The 15,651-nt window shown below is 69.3% G+C and carries 18 protein-coding genes; 7 read left to right on the top strand and 11 right to left on the bottom strand.

From position 1 onward, the window contains the following. Window positions 1-31 precede the first annotated feature (31 nt). On the bottom strand, window positions 32-2,785 hold the full coding sequence (acnA, locus tag AUL34_RS17805) for an aconitate hydratase AcnA (protein WP_061936708.1): 2,754 nt from the start codon (window positions 2,783-2,785) through the stop codon (window positions 32-34). A gap of 375 nt (window positions 2,786-3,160) precedes the next feature. Here acnA and ccmA point away from each other — a divergent pair, with 375 nt between their 5' ends. The 6 genes from ccmA to AUL34_RS17780 are packed head-to-tail and all read left to right on the top strand — an operon-like array spanning window position 3,161 to window position 6,471. Then, complete coding sequence (gene ccmA, locus AUL34_RS17800) at window positions 3,161-3,832, top strand: heme ABC exporter ATP-binding protein CcmA (protein WP_061936705.1); 672 nt, start codon at window positions 3,161-3,163, stop codon at window positions 3,830-3,832. Then, entirely contained in the window at window positions 3,832-4,491 is a 660-nt protein-coding gene (gene ccmB, locus AUL34_RS17795; RefSeq protein ID WP_061936702.1) for a heme exporter protein CcmB, read from the top strand. The genes ccmA and ccmB overlap by 1 nt, the downstream gene beginning before the upstream one ends. Window positions 4,492-4,502: 11 nt before the next feature. Beyond that, window positions 4,503-4,931 carry a GNAT family N-acetyltransferase gene (locus AUL34_RS17790; RefSeq protein WP_156420982.1) on the top strand — a complete coding sequence of 143 codons (429 nt, stop codon included), beginning with the start codon at window positions 4,503-4,505 and terminating at the stop codon, window positions 4,929-4,931. Between the two features lie 40 nt (window positions 4,932-4,971). After that, complete coding sequence (locus AUL34_RS17785) at window positions 4,972-5,724, top strand: heme ABC transporter permease (RefSeq protein ID WP_061936696.1); 753 nt, start codon at window positions 4,972-4,974, stop codon at window positions 5,722-5,724. 1 nt (window position 5,725) lies between these two features. Then, window positions 5,726-5,881 carry a heme exporter protein CcmD gene (ccmD, locus tag AUL34_RS21990; RefSeq protein WP_082653460.1) on the top strand — a complete coding sequence of 52 codons (156 nt, stop codon included), beginning with the start codon at window positions 5,726-5,728 and terminating at the stop codon, window positions 5,879-5,881. Next, window positions 5,878-6,471 carry a DsbE family thiol:disulfide interchange protein gene (locus AUL34_RS17780; RefSeq protein ID WP_061936693.1) on the top strand — a complete coding sequence of 198 codons (594 nt, stop codon included), beginning with the start codon at window positions 5,878-5,880 and terminating at the stop codon, window positions 6,469-6,471. Before ccmD ends, AUL34_RS17780 begins: the two co-directional genes overlap by 4 nt. Here the strand turns inward: AUL34_RS17780 and AUL34_RS23045 are convergent. Continuing rightward, entirely contained in the window at window positions 6,468-6,593 is a 126-nt protein-coding gene (locus tag AUL34_RS23045) for a hypothetical protein (protein WP_274532661.1), read from the bottom strand. The two genes, AUL34_RS17780 and AUL34_RS23045, sit on opposite strands and share 4 nt — an antisense overlap. Beyond that, window positions 6,590-7,804: an MFS transporter gene (locus AUL34_RS17775; RefSeq protein WP_061936691.1), complete on the bottom strand. Its 1,215-nt coding sequence runs from the start codon at window positions 7,802-7,804 to the stop codon at window positions 6,590-6,592. The genes AUL34_RS23045 and AUL34_RS17775 overlap by 4 nt, the downstream gene beginning before the upstream one ends. 112 nt (window positions 7,805-7,916) lie before the next feature. Between AUL34_RS17775 and AUL34_RS17770 the strand changes: the two genes are divergently transcribed. Further along, on the top strand, window positions 7,917-8,483 hold the full coding sequence (locus AUL34_RS17770; RefSeq protein WP_061936688.1) for an NUDIX domain-containing protein: 567 nt from the start codon (window positions 7,917-7,919) through the stop codon (window positions 8,481-8,483). On the opposite strand, the gene AUL34_RS17765 is transcribed toward AUL34_RS17770, so the two are convergent. The 8 genes from AUL34_RS17765 to AUL34_RS17725 all read right to left on the bottom strand — a co-directional run bounded on the left by AUL34_RS17765 (window position 8,480) and on the right by AUL34_RS17725 (window position 15,507). Beyond that, a complete protein-coding gene (locus AUL34_RS17765) occupies window positions 8,480-9,073 on the bottom strand; it encodes a YigZ family protein (protein ID WP_061936685.1) in 594 nt (197 codons plus the stop codon). The genes AUL34_RS17770 and AUL34_RS17765 overlap by 4 nt on opposite strands. 34 nt (window positions 9,074-9,107) lie before the next feature. Continuing rightward, window positions 9,108-9,974 (bottom strand): tellurite resistance TerB family protein, encoded by an 867-nt coding sequence (locus tag AUL34_RS17760; RefSeq protein ID WP_061936682.1) that lies wholly within the window; start codon window positions 9,972-9,974, stop codon window positions 9,108-9,110. Between the two features lie 93 nt (window positions 9,975-10,067). Then, window positions 10,068-10,721 (bottom strand): septation protein A, encoded by a 654-nt coding sequence (locus AUL34_RS17755; protein WP_061936679.1) that lies wholly within the window; start codon window positions 10,719-10,721, stop codon window positions 10,068-10,070. A gap of 54 nt (window positions 10,722-10,775) precedes the next feature. Next, the gene (gene ftsY, locus AUL34_RS17750) at window positions 10,776-12,032 is read right to left on the bottom strand and encodes a signal recognition particle-docking protein FtsY (RefSeq protein ID WP_244492628.1); all 1,257 of its coding nucleotides are present in this window, start codon (window positions 12,030-12,032) and stop codon (window positions 10,776-10,778) included. A gap of 146 nt (window positions 12,033-12,178) precedes the next feature. Further along, window positions 12,179-12,460, bottom strand: coding sequence for a hypothetical protein (locus AUL34_RS22390; protein WP_061936673.1), 282 nt, complete (start codon window positions 12,458-12,460; stop codon window positions 12,179-12,181). 23 nt (window positions 12,461-12,483) lie between these two features. Continuing rightward, the gene (mtaB, locus tag AUL34_RS17735) at window positions 12,484-13,776 is read right to left on the bottom strand and encodes a tRNA (N(6)-L-threonylcarbamoyladenosine(37)-C(2))-methylthiotransferase MtaB (RefSeq protein WP_061936670.1); all 1,293 of its coding nucleotides are present in this window, start codon (window positions 13,774-13,776) and stop codon (window positions 12,484-12,486) included. Beyond that, window positions 13,773-14,666, bottom strand: coding sequence for a diaminopimelate epimerase (gene dapF / locus AUL34_RS17730; protein WP_061936667.1), 894 nt, complete (start codon window positions 14,664-14,666; stop codon window positions 13,773-13,775). The genes mtaB and dapF overlap by 4 nt, the downstream gene beginning before the upstream one ends. 76 nt (window positions 14,667-14,742) lie before the next feature. Continuing rightward, complete coding sequence (locus tag AUL34_RS17725) at window positions 14,743-15,507, bottom strand: sulfite exporter TauE/SafE family protein (protein ID WP_061936664.1); 765 nt, start codon at window positions 15,505-15,507, stop codon at window positions 14,743-14,745. Window positions 15,508-15,651: the final 144 nt, after the last annotated feature.

Genomic DNA, 15,651 nt, shown 5'->3' with positions numbered 1-15,651 from the left:
CTTCAGGCGCATAGGTCTGCGCGTCGGCGGATCAGGCCGCGAGCTGGCGCAGCACGTACTGCAGGATGCCGCCGTTCCGGAAGTATTCCAGCTCGTCCAGCGTATCGATGCGGCAGAGCAGCGGAACCGTCAGCACCTCGCCATTGGCGCGGGTGATGGTGGCGTTCATGGTCTGGCGCGGCCGAACGGTGGTCAGGCCCTCGATCGTCACCGTCTCGTCGCCGGTGAGGCCGAGCGACTGCCAGCTCGTGCCTTCCTGGAAGACGAAGGGCACGACACCCATGCCCACGAGGTTCGAGCGATGGATGCGCTCGAAGGACTGCGCGATCACGGCGCGAACGCCGAGCAGCACGGTGCCCTTGGCCGCCCAGTCGCGCGAGGAGCCAGTGCCGTACTCCTTGCCGGCGAACACCACCAGCGGAACCTCGTCCTGCTGGTACTTCATCGCCGCGTCGTAGATCGCCAGCTGCTCACCTGAGGGGAAGTGCTTGGTGATGCCGCCTTCCACGCCCGGAACCATCTGGTTCTTGATGCGGATGTTGGCGAAGGTGCCGCGCATCATGATCTGATGGTTGCCGCGGCGCGCGCCGTAGGAGTTGAAGTCCACCGGGCGGACCTGGTGCTCGACGAGATAGCTGCCCGCCGGCCCGTTCGCCTTGATCGATCCGGCCGGGGAAATGTGGTCGGTGGTGATCGAGTCGAGGAAGAGGGCGAGCACGCGCGCGTTGTGGATGTCGGTGACCGGCTCCGGGGTCATCGTCATGCCCTCGAAGTAGGGCGGGTTCTGCACGTAGGTCGAGCGGTCGTCCCAGTCGTAGGTGAGGCCGCCGGACGTGGCGATCTTCTGCCAGTTTGGGTCACCCTTGAAGACGTCGGAGTAGCGGCTCTCGAAGAGGTCGCGCGTGACCGTCCTGCGGACGATCTCGGCGATTTCCTGCGTCGTCGGCCAGATGTCCTTCAGGAAGACGTCGTTGCCGTTCTGGTCCTGGCCGAGCGGGTCCTTGGTGATGTCGACGAACATCGAACCGGCGATGGCATAGGCGACGACGAGCGGGGGCGAGGCGAGGTAGTTCGCGCGCACATCCGGGTTCACGCGGCCCTCGAAGTTGCGGTTGCCCGACAGCACCGACACCGCCACGAGGTCGTTCTTGTTGATCGCCTCGGAGATCGCCTCCGGCAGCGGGCCGGAATTGCCGATGCAGGTCGTGCAGCCGTAGCCGACGAGGTTGAAGCCGAGAGCGTCGAGGTCCTTCTGGAGGTCGGCCTTCTCGAGATACTCGGTCACGACCTGGGATCCCGGCGCGAGCGAGGTCTTGACCCAGGGCTTGGGCTTCAGGCCGAGCGCGGCCGCCTTGCGGGCGACGAGACCGGCGGCCACCAGCACGTTGGGGTTCGAGGTGTTGGTGCAGGAGGTGATCGCGGCGATCACGACGTCGCCGTCGGAGATGCCGTGGGTCGCGCCCTCGACCGCATGACGCACGGTCTCCGGCGTCTTGTGCGGGGGAACCGCACCCTCGTCCATGAAGCGCGAATCACCGACGGAGGCCGGCAGCTCGCTCTTCTTGCGGCCGCCCTGGAGTTCGGTGAGGGCCGTGCGGAACTTCGTGGAGGCCTCGGTCAGCGCGACGCGGTCCTGCGGGCGCTTCGGGCCGGCGAGCGAGGGAACCACGGTCGAGAGGTCGAGCGAGAGCATGTCGGTGAAGACGGGCTCCTCGGCGGTCGCGTCGAACCACATCCCTTGAGCCTTGGCGTAGGCCTCGACGAGCGCGATGCGGGCCTTGTCGCGGCCGGTGGCCTCGAGATAGGCGACGGTGTCCTTGTCGATCGGGAAGAAGCCGCAGGTCGCGCCGTATTCCGGCGCCATGTTGGCGATGGTCGCCTGGTCTTCCAGCGTGAGGTTGGCAAGGCCGGGGCCGAAGAACTCGACGAACTTGCCGACGACGCCCTTCTTGCGCAGCATCTCGGTGACGGTGAGCACGAGGTCGGTCGCCGTGGTGCCTTCCGGCAGCTTGCCGTCGAGCCGGAAGCCGATGACCTCCGGGATCAGCATGGAGATCGGCTGGCCGAGCATGGCGGCCTCCGCCTCGATGCCGCCGACGCCCCAGCCGAGAACCGCGAGGCCGTTGACCATCGTGGTGTGCGAATCGGTGCCGACTAGCGTGTCGGGGTAAGCCACGGTCTCGCCGTTCTCGTCCTTCGTCCAGACGGTCTGGGCGAGGTACTCGAGATTGACCTGATGGCAGATGCCGGTGCCCGGAGGCACGACGCGGAAGTTCTGGAAGGCGCCCGAGCCCCAGCGCAGGAACGTGTAGCGCTCGCCGTTGCGGTCGTACTCGACGTCGACGTTCTTGGCGAACGAGTCCGGCTGGCCGAAATAGTCCACCATCACCGAGTGGTCGATCACGAGATCGACCGGCACCAGCGGGTTGATCTTGTTGGGATCGGCGCCGAGCGTCTCGGTGGCGTCACGCATGGCGGCGAGATCCACCACGGCGGGAACGCCGGTGAAATCCTGCATCAGAACGCGGGCGGGGCGGTAGGCGATCTCGTGGCCCGCCGAGCCCTTGTCGTCCAGCCACTTGACCATGGCGCGGATGTCGTCGGCCTTGACCGTGCGATCGTCCTCGTTGCGCAGGAGGTTCTCGAGGATGACCTTGAGGGAATAGGGCAGGCGCGAGGCGCCCTGCAGACCGTTCCGCTCCGCCTCCTTGAGGTCGAAGTAGACGTAGGTCTTGCCGCCGACATCGAGGGTCTTGCGGCTTTTGAAGCTATCGGGGTGGGACATAGAACTCTCGTTCCTTCTCGAACCAAAGAATGTCCGAAAGGCGAACGACCGCCGCGCCGCGTGGAGCAGCGCGTTGGAGATGCGGGTACGACCATTTCCGCCCGTCCGCCTCAGTACCCGCCGAATGTGAGGCGGGGCACGGAGATCGGCGCTGATGACTCCACGCCGGTCGCTGGAGTGGTTGGGGGCCTTATAGGGAAGATTGTAATGGCTATAAAGGGGGAAAGCCGCACGGCCCGTCCTTTGGGTTAGCCAATTCCACCCTCGCTCCATTCTCGCCGATCGCGGCTTGCGTTCGCGCGGTCCGCCCGCCAAAACGCAAGCCGAAACTGTTCGAGCCGCCTTGAAAGGGCTCGTGGGAAGGCCGTCCCGCCCGTGCTGCAACTCACCCTTTCCGGCCTCGTCGTCGGCCGCGGCCGACGGGCACTCGGTCGGCCGATCGACATGGTGCTGCGGGCGGGCGAGGCGCTGGTGGTGACCGGGCCGAACGGGGCGGGCAAGTCGACGCTTCTGCGCACCCTGGCGGGACTGCTGCCGCCGATGGCGGGCAGGGTGGGGATCTCAGGGGCGAACGCTCCCGACGGCGAGCCGGCGCGGCGGCCGATCGACGCCAGCCACTATCTCGGCCACCGCAACGCGATGAAGCCGGGACGCACGGTGGGGGCCGAGCTCGGCTTCTGGCGGGCTTATCTCCGATCGCCGGCGCGGACACCGGACGAGGCGCTGGCGGCCGTGGGGCTTGAAGGGGCAGGGGCGCTGGCGGTGGGCGTCCTGTCGGCTGGGCAACAGCGGCGCGCGGCCTTCGCACGGCTTCTCGTCGGCGATCGCCCCGTCTGGCTGCTCGACGAACCGACCACGGCGCTCGACAGCGCCTCGCAGGAGCGGATCGCCGCGCTGTGCCGCGAGCGGTTGGCGACCGGCGGCATCGTGATCGCCGCGACGCACCAGCCGCTGGATGTCGGGCCGGCGCGACGGTTGACGCTGGAGCCGCTGCCGCCGTCGGACATCCCCGTCGGAGATGCCGGCGGCTGGGACGAGATCGGCTGATGCGCGCCCTCTTCCTGCGCGACCTCGCGCTGCAATTGTCGGGATCGGGCGGCGGGCTCGTCGGCGTCGTGTTCTTTCTGGCTGTCGTCGCGACCATTCCCTTCGGCGTCGGGCCGGACCTGGCGCTCCTGTCGCGCATCGGGCCGGCGATCCTGTGGATTGGTGCGCTGTTGTCGACGCTTCTCACGCTCGATCGCTTGTTCCAGGCCGATCGCGACGACGGCGGGCTCGACTTGATCCTGACCGGCCCCGTCGCGCCGTCGCTGGCGATCCTGTCGAAATGCGCGGCGCTCTGGGTGGCGTCCTGCCTGCCGCTGGTGGTGGCGAGCCCGCTCCTCGGGTTGTTCCTGGCGCTGGAGCCTTCGGCCCTCTTCGCCACCGCGCTGACGCTACTCGTCGGCACGCCCGCGATCGTCCTGATCGGCGCGGTAGGGGCGGGGGTCGCAGCCTCCCTGCCGCGCGGCGGCGTTCTCGTCTCCGTGCTGGTTCTGCCGCTCGCGGTGCCGGTGCTGATCTTCGGCGTCGCCGCCACCTACGGCGCGGTCAACGATCCCGCCCCGTTCCGCTCGCCCTTCCTGATCTTGTGCGCGTTGACGCTTCTCTACGCCGTCCTCGGCCCGCTGGCCGCGGCCGCGGCGCTCAAGCTCTCCTCCGACTGATGCCGGATCCGATGACCTACGATCTCCTCGCCGAAGCCCCTTCCGTGTCCGACTACCGCCGCCTGCGCGAAGTGACGGACCTCAGCACCAAGACGCAGGAGGCGGCCGAACGCGGCCTGAAGGGGACGCTCCACGCCGCGATCGTGCGGTTCGAGGGACGCACCGTGGCCATGGGCCGCGTGATCGGCGACGGCGGCTGTCACTACCAGGTCGTCGACATCGCCGTGGAGCCCGAGCACCAGGGCAGGGGCCTCGGCAAGCGCATCGTCGCCGCGCTGATGGAATGGCTCCACGAAAATGCCCCGAACAGCGCCTATGTCAGCCTGATCGCCGACGGCGACGCGCGCCATCTCTACGCCCAGTTCGGCTTCGAGCCGGTGATGCCGGCCTCCATCGGCATGGCGACGTGGATCGGCGGGCGTCCCGCCAAGGGCACCTGACGTTTGCGGCGGACACAGAGCCGTTCTAAAGCTTGACCCCATGAGCGACCTCGCCGCCCGTCCTTCCCGCTTCGCCCTGCTGGCGAACCCGACCCGGTTCCTGGAGATCTCGGGTCGTGTCCAGCCCTGGCTCTACGCCATCGCGCTTGCGTTTCTCGCTGCCGGTCTCGGTCTTGGCCTCGCGGCGCCGGAGGACTACCAGCAGGGCGCGACCGTGCGCATCCTCTTCGTCCACGTGCCCTTCGCCTGGCTGTCGATGATGGTCTGGACGGTGATGAGCGTCTCCGCGCTCGGGCTCCTCGTCTGGCGCCACCCGATCGCCGAGGTCTCGATCCGCGCGGCGGCCCCGATCGGTGCGGTGTTCACCTTCCTCTGCCTCTTCACCGGTTCGGTATGGGGGCGGCCGATGTGGGGCACCTGGTGGGTCTGGGACGCGCGGCTGACCTCCGTCTTCGTCCTGTTCCTGATGTATCTCGGCCTGATCGCGCTGACGCGCGCCTTCGAGGAGCCGCAGCGCGCGGGGCGCATGGCGGCGGTCTTTGTGCTGGTCGGCTTCGTGATCATCCCGATCATCAAATTTTCGGTGGACTGGTGGAACACGCTGCACCAGCCCGCCAGCGTCCTGCGCATGGACGGGCCGACGCTCGACCCCGCCTATCTCTGGCCGCTTCTTCTGTCGGCCCTCGGCTTCTCGATGTTGTTCTTCGCCCTCCACCTCACCGCCATGCGCACCGAGATCCGCCGCCGGCGTCTCCTCAGCCTGCAGCGTCGCCAAGCGCTCGGGAGCGCCTGAGATGGCCGACAGCTACTTCGCCTTCGTGGCCGCGGCCTATGGCATGGCCGCCTTCGCGCTGGGTGCCCTCTGCCTCTGGGTGTTTCTGGACGCGCGCTCGGTGAAGCGCCGGCTCGCCGCGCTGGAGGCCGCGAGCGGCCGGGGGCGGGCACGATGAACGAGGCGACGCAGCGCCCGCGCCGCAGACCTCTCCTCGTGATGCTGCCCGTGGTGGTCTTCGCGGGGCTGGCGGGCGTCTTCCTCTACCAGCTCGTTTCGGGCCACGACCCGCAGGTCCTCCCTTCCGCCTTGATCGGCAAGCCGGCGCCCGAAACGCGGCTTCCGCCTCTTGCCGGGCTCAAGGACGCGTCCGGTGCCCCGGTGCCGGGGCTTGATCTCGTGCCGGGCGACGGCCGGGTACGTCTCGTCAACGTTTTTGCCTCGTGGTGCGTGCCCTGCCGGCAGGAGCACCCGGCGCTGATGGCGCTCTCGAAGGACCCGCGATTCGAGATCGTGGCCATCAACTACAAGGACAAGCCGGAGAACGCGCTGGCCTTCCTCAGCGACTTCGGCAACCCGTTCGATGCGATCGGCACAGACGAGGCGGGGCGCTCCACCATCGACTGGGGCGTCTACGGCGTGCCCGAGACCTTCCTGGTCGGCGGGGACGGCACGATCCTCTGGAAGCAGACCGGGCCGCTGACGAAGGCCGGCGTGGAGGGCGGTCTTCTGCCGGCGCTCGCGAAGATCGGGTCGCCGCAGTCCTAGAGGCAGAAGCCGAACGCCATCCCGGTCCAGAGACCGAGACCCTCGGCCTGCCACAGCGTGTAGCCGAGGGCCGAGAGCGCGGCGAGAAGGCCGAGCGCGGCAAATTCAACCGTGCGGCTCATGCGGCGGCCCCAGCCGGCCGCGCCAGCGGCGCGTCGCGGATCGGCAGGTTGGCGACCCCGGCAATGATCGCCAGGGCGATGGACACGGTCCAGGCGAGGTCGTAGCTCCCGGTGCGCTCGAACAGGAGGCCGGCCGCCCAGGCGCCGAAGAAGGCACCGATCTGGTGGCTCATGAACACGATACCGAACAGGGTCGAGAGGTATCGCACGCCGAAAATCTGGCCCACGAGCCCACTCGTCAGGGGCACGGTGCCGAGCCAGAGGAAGCCCATGGCGCAGGCGAAGACGGTGGCCGAAAGCGGCGTGAAGGGCACGGCGAGGAAGCCGGCGATGACGACCGCGCGGCCGAAATAGATAGCCGCGAGCACGTTCTTCTTGCGCAGCCGGTCGGCCGAGAGGCCGAAGGCATAGGAGCCGAAGATGTTGAAGAGCCCGACCAGCGCCAGCGCCCGCGCGCCGACGCTCGGGTCCAGGCCCTGGTCCGCCAGAAAGGCCGGAAGGTGGGTCGCGATGAAGGCGACATGAAAGCCGCAGACGAAGAAGCCGACGTTGAGCAGCCAGTAGCCGCTGTGGCCGCCGGCCTGGCGCAACGCCTCCTTGATGCTCTGCTGGGGCACAGCCGAGGCGGACGGCGCGGCGGACGTGCGCCCCGCGATGCCGGCCGCCAGCACGATCATCGCGGCCGAGAGCGCGGCGCCGGCCAGAAGCGCGCCGCGCCAGCCCAGCCCGGCGATCGCGATCTGCATGGCCGGCACGAGAAGGAACTGGCCGACCGAGCCGCCGGCGGTCACGATGCCGAAGGCGAGCCCCCGCTTCTCCGCCGGCACGAAGCGCCCAACCGCGCCGAGCACCACCACGAACGTCACCCCCGTCATGGCGAGGCCGAGAAGGGTGCCGAGCGTCATCTGAAGGCCGAAGGCGCCCGCGGCCTGCGAGGCGAGGACGAGGCTGACGGCGTAGAGAAGGCCGCCCGCCGCCGCGACGCGCCCGGCGCCGTGCCGGTCCGCCAGCGCGCCGACGAAGGGTTGGGCCAGACCGAGAAGGAGGTTCTGCAGCGCGATGGCGAGCCCGAACGCTTCCCGCCCTACGCCGATCTCGAGCTCCACCGGCCGCAACAGAAGCCCGTAGCTCTGGCGCAGCCCCATCGCGATGGTGACGATCACCGCGCCGCAGAGAAGGGCGATCCACGGGGAGCGGACGGTTGTGGGCATGGCACCTGTCCTCGAGGCGGTAAGGCCGGCTTGCCCTCGGGTCTACCGCAAAGTGTGGGGGCTCGCCAGCGCACCCGTCGCCGGCCGACGCCGGTGCCATATCTTCGCGCCCATGACGTTTGAACCTGCCTTTTCCGTCCGTCTTCCCGAAGGCGACGTCCTGCCGCGCAAGACCTGCGATCGCTGCGGCTTTGTCGCCTACGAGAACCCCAAGATCGTCGTCGGTTCCGTGGTGCGCCACGAGGGCCGCATCCTCCTGTGCCGGCGCGCGATCGAGCCGCGCCGGGGGTTCTGGACCATCCCTGCCGGCTACATGGAGCTGAACGAGACGCCGGAGGGCGGCGCCATGCGCGAGGCGCGCGAGGAAGCGGGCGCGGCGCTCGCGATCGAGCGGCTTCTCGCGGTCTACTCCGTGCCGCGCATCAGCCAGGTCCAGCTCATCTTTCGCGCCCGGCTCGCATCGCCCGACGTCGCGGCCGGGGTCGAGACGCTGGAACTCGGGCTCTTCGCCTGGGACGAGATCCCTTGGGACGACCTCGCCTTTCCCTCCGTCCATTGGGCCTTGAACCACGAGCGCGAGGCCGAGAACGGCGCGCCGCCGGTCCCCTTCGGCAATCCGGAAGGCGCGGCGGGCGACCGGATGCCGGACGGGCGGCCGCTGCCTGTCGGCGAGTTCTAGGCGGGTTTCTCGCGCCGGACGCCGAGCCGGCCGCTTGTCAGATCGACGAGCGCGGCGGTGAGCGCGTCGGCCGCGTCGACAGGCAAGCGAGCGCGGATTCGCGCGCCCGTATCGGTGAAGCTCTGTTCCTCGATCCGCACGCCGTCGAAGGCGACGAGGCGCGACTGCACCAGGGCGAGATCGGAAAAGGCGCAGTCGAGGTCGACGGCCACGGTGGCGATCAGCGGCACCCTCTCGGCCGCTCGGAGGCACGACGCGGCGGTGCCGCCATAGGCGCGGATCAGGCCGCCGGCGCCCAGGAGCACGCCGCCGAACCAGCGCGTGACCACGACGAGGACCCGATCGAGCTCCTGCCCGTCGATCGCCTGGAGGATCGGCTTGGCGGCGGTCCCACCCGGCTCGCCGTCGTCGCTGAAACGATACACGCTCCCGATCCGCCACGCCCAGCAATTGTGGTTGGCCTGCGGTTCGCTCCATTCGGCAAGGAGACGCTTGGCATCGGTCTCCGCCTCGATCGGTGCGGCCTGTACCAGGAAACGGCTTTTGCGAATCTCCTGGGAAAATCGCTCGTGGCGGACGAGTGCGAACATGGGCGGCAGGGTTGGCGCCCGCCGCCCGCGTTCGTCAAGCCTCGACTTCGCTCGCCGCGCGCCGGATTTCCGTGACGAGTTCGGCCGGAAGATCGAGGCGGGCGGCCAGGAGATCGAGATAGGCACGCTCGGCCGGATGGTCGGCGTCCACCGCGAGCACGGAGGCGGTGTAGACCTCGATGGCCGTCTCGCGGTCACGCGCCTCCGCCACGATCTGGTCGATGGAAAGCGGACGGCGCATCTCGTCCATCAGGAGACCCTTTTCCTCGGCGTCGAGTTCGAGGTCGTCGATCCGCCCGAAGATGGCTTCCTCCTCGGCACGATCGATATAGCCGTCGGCCTTGGCGGCCGCGATCATCGCCGACAGCAGCAGCCGCGCGCGGCGCTCGGCTTCCGTGCCGTCCTCCGGATGGAACCGCGTTCCGGCGGCGTGGGGGATTTCGCCCGGCGGGAGGCGTGCGGCGTCGGCATGGGCTGCAACGCTACCGCCAGCCGTCTGCTGCTGCGCCTGATAGTTCTGCCAGGCCTTGTATCCAAGACCCGCCACGAGGGCGAGGCCGCCGAGCTTGAGGGCCGAGCCGCCGAGGCCCTTGCCCCGCTTGCCCCGCAGGAGCTGGGAGGCGAGGCCGCCGGCCAGCGCCCCGCCGATCGCCTTGCCGGCGAGACCGCCGCCCATGCTACCGGCGCCGCCGCGCGAGCCGGACAGGACGCCGCCGATCAGGTCGCCGATGCCGCCGCCCGAACGCGCGCCCGTGCCGCCGAGTGCGCCGCCGAGCGTGCGCACGAGCGTGTCCTGGATCGAGCTGCCGCCAGCCGGACCCGGCTGCTGCGGGCGGACCCCGGCGCCGTATCCTCGGCCCGTTCCCAGGAACTGATCCAGTAGCTTCTGCGCGTCGACCATCGGGCCACTCCTCAGAATTCACGTCGTGAAACCGATGTGGGATGGCCGTCCGCCGCTACAAGCGCGCCAGCGTCCGCGCGCGCTCCGGCGCGTTCACGCTTTCTTGTCGAACAGCGGCTCCAGCGAGTGGCGTTTCAGGAGCGGGAACTGGCAGAGCATGAAGGCAACCGTGATCGGCATCGTGCCCCAGACCTTGAAGGCCACCCAGAAGTCTGTCGAGAACATTCGCCACACGACCTCGTTGAGGACGGCGAGGAACACGAAGAACAAGCCCCAGCGCAGCGTCAGCTTGCGCCAGCCCGCGTCGTCGAGCTTGAAGGCCTGGTCGAAGACGTAGCCGAGCAGCGACTTGCCGAAGGCGAGGCCGCCCAGCAGCACGGCGGCGAAGAGGCCGTTGACGATGGTCGGCTTCATCTTGATGAAGACCTCGTCCTGCAGCCAGAGCGTCAGCGTTCCGAACACCACGACCACGGCGCCCGAGACGATCGGCATGATCGGCAGGGTGCGCGTCAGGGCGTAGGAGACGGCGAGCGCCACCACGGTCGCGATCATGAAGAGCGCGGTTGCCACGAACAGCGGACCGCCGAGCGCACCGAGCGCGGGTACGGCATGGACGATCGCTTCGCCCCGCGAGTTGGCGAAGAAGAAGACCACGAGCGGCCCGAGTTCCAGCGCGAACTTCAGGATCGGGTTGATCTCGCGGCGGCCCGGCGTATTGGGCGGCTTCTCGATGATCTCGTCGGACATGGGACTTCCTTTCCAGCGGCTTCCAGCGGGTGTCCGCGCTTTTCGCGGCTGATTTCAGGCGGTGCCGGCGCGGCCGGCGATGGCTTCGGCGAAGTCGCGCGCCTTGAAGGGCTCGAGGTCGTCGATCCCTTCGCCGACGCCGACGAAGAAGACCGGCAGCTTGTGCTTGGCGGCGATGGCCACGAGGATGCCGCCGCGCGCGGTGCCGTCGAGCTTGGTCATCACGAGGCCGTTGACGCCGGCCACGTTGCGGAAGATCTCGACCTGGTTGAGGGCGTTCTGGCCGGTGGTGGCGTCCAGCGTCTGGAGCACGGTGTGGGGGGCGTCCGGCTCGCGCTTCTGGAGGACGCGCACGATCTTGGCGAGTTCCTCCATCAGCTCGGCCTTGTTCTGGAGGCGACCGGCCGTGTCGATGATGAGGACGTCGGAATCGTTGCGCACCGCCTCGTCGTAGGCCTCGAAGGCAAGGCCCGCCGCATCGGCGCCGATGGTCTTCGCGACCACGGGCGACTGCGTGCGCTCGCCCCAGATCTTCAGCTGCTCGACGGCGGCGGCGCGGAACGTGTCGCCGGCGGCGAGCGTCACCTTGAGGCCGCCGCGCACGAGTTTCGCCGTCAGCTTGCCGATCGTGGTCGTCTTGCCGGTGCCGTTGACGCCGACCACGAGGATCACGTGCGGCTTCACCGAGAGGTCGAGTTCGAGCGGCCGGGCGACGGGGTCGAGCGCCTTCTCGACTTCGTCGGCGAGGATGGCCCGCACGGCGTCGCCGGAGATCTCCTTGCCGAAGCGGCCGTCCGACAGGCGGTCGGTAATGCGCATCGCCGTCTCGACGCCGAGATCGGCCTGGATCAGGACGTCCTCGAACTCCTGCAGCGTCTCCTCGTCGAGGCGCCGCTTGGTGAAGAGGGCCGTGATCTGGCCGGAGAGCTGGTTGGAGGACCGGGCGAGGCCTTCGCGCAGGCGCTGGAAGAAGGGTTTGCGCGGCTCGGCGGCGAGCACCGCGTCGGCGCGGGCCTCCCGGAGGTTCCAGCCCTCTCCCGCGACGGAAGAACGGCCGGGGATCGGCGCGCGTTCGTCTGCGTCTTCCGGGGGCAGGGGGGCGTCGAGCCAGGAAAACTCGTCGCGGCTCTCCGTCTCGTCCTGCGGCGCGTCGAGGGGCGCGACGGTCGTGTCGTCGTGGACCGACGCCGCGTCGATCCCGCCGTCGCCGGCCACGATCGCGGCCTCGGCGGGGGCAAGGGCGCTTTCCTCGACCACCGGTTCGGCCGGCTCGGACCGTGCGGCCGCGGGCGTCGCGTCGTCGGTCTCCACGTCGTCGGCCGGCGCGTCGAGCCAGGAGAAATCGGCCTCCGCCTCGACGGCAGGCGTCAGCGGCTCGTCGAGAAAGCTCGTGTCGTCACCCGTCGTCTCGTCGCCTCGGAAGGCGACCGGACCGGGCGTTTCGAACGGTTCAGGCTCTAGTTCGGAGTTTTTTTTTCAGCCGGGACGGCCGCGCCGTCGGGATCCTTGGGCTGGAGCGGCGTGATGCCACCGCCCGCCGGCTCGTCGGCCGAGGCGCCGGCTTCCGAGTCGACGTCGGCCGAAGCCATGGCCGGCTGATGGATCTCGGCGGCCGTGGCGTCGGGACGCGCGGCGGTGGTGTCCTGCACCTTGGCAAGGCCGCCCTCGTGCTGGGTGCGGTCCTCTTCCTTGGCCCCGAAGGAGAAGATGCGGCGGAAGAAGCCCTTTTGCTCGGCCATGCGGTGCGATCCGATCGGTCAGGTCAGGCTGCGGCGCGCGCGGCCGTGAGGGGAGTGGCGACGAGGCGTTCGCCCGTTTCGCCATGAATGATAGCGTCCACGATCTCGCCGGGGAGGCCGGCGTCGATTTGTGTCAGCGTGAAGTCCTCGGTCCGCCCCAGCCCCTCGCGCTCGATCAGCACCGAACGTTGCTGCCCGACGGCGCGCTGCAGGTGGGCGCGATAGGCCGCGTCGCCGACGGCGCGCAGGCGCGCGGCGCGCTCCTTGACCACCGCCTTCGGCAACTGCGGCATGCGCGCGGCCGGCGTGCCCTCGCGCGGGGAGAAGGGGAAGACGTGGAGATGCGTCAGGCCGCAGTCGGCGACGAGTTTCAACGAATTGTCGAACATCGCTTCCGTCTCCGTCGGGAAGCCGGCGATGATGTCGGCGCCGAAGACGATGTCCGGACGTCTGGCGCGAAGCTCGGCGCAGAAGCGGATGGAATCGCCCCGCAGATGCCGGCGCTTCATGCGCTTGAGGATCATGTCGTCGCCAGCCTGCAGCGACAGGTGCAGGTGCGGCATGACGCGCCGGTCGCCGCCGATCGCCTCCACCAGCGCCTCGTCGGCCTCGACGGAATCGATCGATGACAGGCGCAGGCGCCGGAGGTCCGGCACGTGGCGCAGGATGGACTGGACGAGAGCCCCCAAGCGCGGGGTGCCCGGCAGGTCGGCGCCCCAGCTCGTCATGTCGACGCCGGAGAGGACGACCTCCCGGTAGCCGTTGGCGACGAGGCGCTTGACCTGCTCCACCGCCGCGCCCATCGGCACGGAGCGCGAGTTGCCGCGGCCGTAAGGGATGATGCAGAAGGTGCAGCGGTGGTCGCAGCCGTTCTGCACCTGCACGATGGCACGGGCGCGCCCTTCGATCGCGTCCACCATGTGGCCGGCGGTCTCCCGCACGCTCATGATGTCGTTGACGCGGATCTTCTCGGCGGCTTCCACGCCGAAGTCGGGAAGGGCGCGGTAGCTCGCGGCGACGAGCTTCTCCTCATTGCCGATCACGGCGTCGACCTCGGCCATATCGGCGAAGCGCGCGCTCTCCGTCTGTGCGGCGCAGCCGGTGACGACGATGCGCGCGTCCGGGTTGTCGCGACGGGCGCGGCGCACGGCCTGCCGGGCCTGGCGCACGGCTTCCGCCGTCACCGCGCAGGTGTTGACGAGGATCGCCTTGCGCCCATCGCTACCCAAGCCCGCCTCGCCGGCCTCGCGCTTCATCACCTCCGCCTCGTAGGTGTTGAGGCGACAGCCGAAGGAGATGACCTCGACGCCGCTCATGCCAGCGCCTCGGCGGGCGCCTCGTCGCGGGAGAACGCTCCGGTCGCGGGGTCGAGCGTGCCGGACCACTCCCATTCGGCGGGGCCGGTCATCAGCACGTGATCGTCGGCGCGCCAGTCGATCAGGAGTTCGCCCCCGGCCGGCACGCTGACCGCGACGGCTCGGCCCGTGCGCCCGGTGCGTGCGGCCGAGACCGCGGCGGCGCAGGCTGCCGAGCCGCAGGCCTTGGTCAGCCCGGCGCCGCGCTCCCAGGTGCGCAGGTCGAGCGACCGATCCGAGGTCACGCGGGCGATCGAGATGTTGGCGCGGTCGGGAAACAGCGGGTGGTTCTCGAGAATCGGCCCGAAGCGGTCGAGCTGATAGGACCAGACGTCGTCCTTCACCCAGAAGATCGCATGCGGGTTGCCCATCGAGGCGACGGAGGGCGAATGGAGGATCGGCGCGTCGATGGGCCCGATCTGAAGCTCGATCGCGCGCGTGTCCGCGAACTCCTCGGCCAAGGGAATGGCCCGCCAATCGAAACGCGGCGTGCCCATGTCGACGGTGAGGAGCCCGTCCTCGCGTTCCCGCGCCTCCAGAAGTCCCGCACGGGTTTCGAACACGAAGTCGCGCCGACCCGTCTCGGCGGCCAGTGCCTGCACCACGCAGCGCGTGCCGTTGCCGCAGGCGCCGGCTTCCGTGCCGTCGGAGTTGACGATGCGGACATAGGCGAAGGTGCCCGGCGTCACGGGGTCGTGGATCGCCATGATCTGGTCGAAATGCGTCTCCGGCTGCGAGGCCAGCGCGCGCGCGGCCTGCGGTGCGATGCGGGCCGCGGTCCCGCGCAGATCCGCGACGAGGATCTCGTTGCCGAGCCCGTTCATGCGGGCAAAGGGGATCGGATGCGTCATCGTCGCGTGCGGCCGGGAGGTGAGGTTTGCCGGCCTATATGGCAAGAACCGCCGGCCATTGCTACCCGGCCGGTCCTCAACTCGCCGCGTTGCGCCAGAAGTAGTAGACGGCGAGCGCCAGCCCGACCGCGATGACGACCGCGCGCACATAGGGCTGCGGCACGCGCTTGGCCGTCCAGACGCCGGCATAGCCGCCGAGCGCGACGCCCGGGATCATCACGATGGCTTCGGGCCAGGCGACCACGCCGCCCGACACGAAGACGACGATGGCGACCACGGCGATGACGGTCGCCAGCATGTTCTTCAGGGCGTTGAGCTTGTGGTAGTCGCCGCCCTGGGTGAGGCCGAGCGTCGCCAGCATCATGATGCCCATGCCCGCCCCAAAGAAGCCGCCGTAGATCGCGGTGAAGAACTGCACGACGGGGCCGGCGAGTCCCTTGCCCTCTGACGCTTCCGCGGCGTGGGGGGCCTTCGGCTTCAGCCAGGGGCCGGCTGCGAAGAGGGCGGTGGCGGCGAGCAGCAGCCAGGGCACCAGGGACTGGAACTGCGGGTTGTCCAGCGACAGGAGGATCAGCGCGCCGACGCCGGAGCCGAGGATGGAGGCCAGCGCCAGCATCAGCGCGCCGCGCCACATCCGGCGGATGTCGCTCCAATAGGCGAGGGTCGACGTCACGTAGCCGGGAAACTGCACCACGGAGGAGGTGGCGTTGGCCGCGATCGGCGAGAGACCGCCGAGCGTCATTGCGCCGAAGGTCAGGAAGGTGCCGCCGCCCGCCACGGCGTTGATGGCGCCGGCCAGGAAGCCCGACAGAAACAGCGACAAGGCGTAGACAAGCGTCATCGGGCGGCTCTCGGTGCAATGTTGGGCTGTGCATGGAACGTCCCGAGGCCGGGCGCAAGACAGCGTGCGCCGCCTCTCGACAAGACGCCTCCTTGCGTGTAAGAGCGCCACGCTTTCCTCAGAAAAACTTGACCGTGTTTCACG

This window comes from Aureimonas sp. AU22 (assembly GCF_001463745.1).
Taxonomy (GTDB): Bacteria; Pseudomonadota; Alphaproteobacteria; order Rhizobiales; family Rhizobiaceae; genus Aureimonas.
This window is presented reverse-complemented; position numbering and strand designations above follow the sequence as displayed.

What these genes read in the sequence shown, in the direction of transcription:
- mtaB (WP_061936670.1), bottom strand. Translation starts at nt 13,776, where the DNA reads ATGAGCGGCGTCGAGGTCATCTCCTTCGGCTGTCGCCTCAACACCTAC.
- AUL34_RS17725 (WP_061936664.1), bottom strand. Translation starts at nt 15,507, where the DNA reads ATGACGCTTGTCTACGCCTTGTCGCTGTTTCTGTCGGGCTTCCTGGCC.
- AUL34_RS17785 (WP_061936696.1), top strand. Translation starts at nt 4,972, where the DNA reads ATGAGCGACCTCGCCGCCCGTCCTTCCCGCTTCGCCCTGCTGGCGAAC.
- AUL34_RS23045 (WP_274532661.1), bottom strand. Translation starts at nt 6,593, where the DNA reads ATGAGCCGCACGGTTGAATTTGCCGCGCTCGGCCTTCTCGCCGCGCTC.
- AUL34_RS17775 (WP_061936691.1), bottom strand. Translation starts at nt 7,804, where the DNA reads ATGCCCACAACCGTCCGCTCCCCGTGGATCGCCCTTCTCTGCGGCGCG.
- AUL34_RS17770 (WP_061936688.1), top strand. Translation starts at nt 7,917, where the DNA reads ATGACGTTTGAACCTGCCTTTTCCGTCCGTCTTCCCGAAGGCGACGTC.
- AUL34_RS17760 (WP_061936682.1), bottom strand. Translation starts at nt 9,974, where the DNA reads ATGGTCGACGCGCAGAAGCTACTGGATCAGTTCCTGGGAACGGGCCGA.
- dapF (WP_061936667.1), bottom strand. Translation starts at nt 14,666, where the DNA reads ATGACGCATCCGATCCCCTTTGCCCGCATGAACGGGCTCGGCAACGAG.
- ccmB (WP_061936702.1), top strand. Translation starts at nt 3,832, where the DNA reads ATGCGCGCCCTCTTCCTGCGCGACCTCGCGCTGCAATTGTCGGGATCG.
- AUL34_RS17765 (WP_061936685.1), bottom strand. Translation starts at nt 9,073, where the DNA reads ATGTTCGCACTCGTCCGCCACGAGCGATTTTCCCAGGAGATTCGCAAA.
- AUL34_RS17790 (WP_156420982.1), top strand. Translation starts at nt 4,503, where the DNA reads ATGACCTACGATCTCCTCGCCGAAGCCCCTTCCGTGTCCGACTACCGC.
- AUL34_RS22390 (WP_061936673.1), bottom strand. Translation starts at nt 12,460, where the DNA reads ATGGCCGAGCAAAAGGGCTTCTTCCGCCGCATCTTCTCCTTCGGGGCC.
- AUL34_RS17780 (WP_061936693.1), top strand. Translation starts at nt 5,878, where the DNA reads ATGAACGAGGCGACGCAGCGCCCGCGCCGCAGACCTCTCCTCGTGATG.
- AUL34_RS17755 (WP_061936679.1), bottom strand. Translation starts at nt 10,721, where the DNA reads ATGTCCGACGAGATCATCGAGAAGCCGCCCAATACGCCGGGCCGCCGC.
- ccmD (WP_082653460.1), top strand. Translation starts at nt 5,726, where the DNA reads ATGGCCGACAGCTACTTCGCCTTCGTGGCCGCGGCCTATGGCATGGCC.
- acnA (WP_061936708.1), bottom strand. Translation starts at nt 2,785, where the DNA reads ATGTCCCACCCCGATAGCTTCAAAAGCCGCAAGACCCTCGATGTCGGC.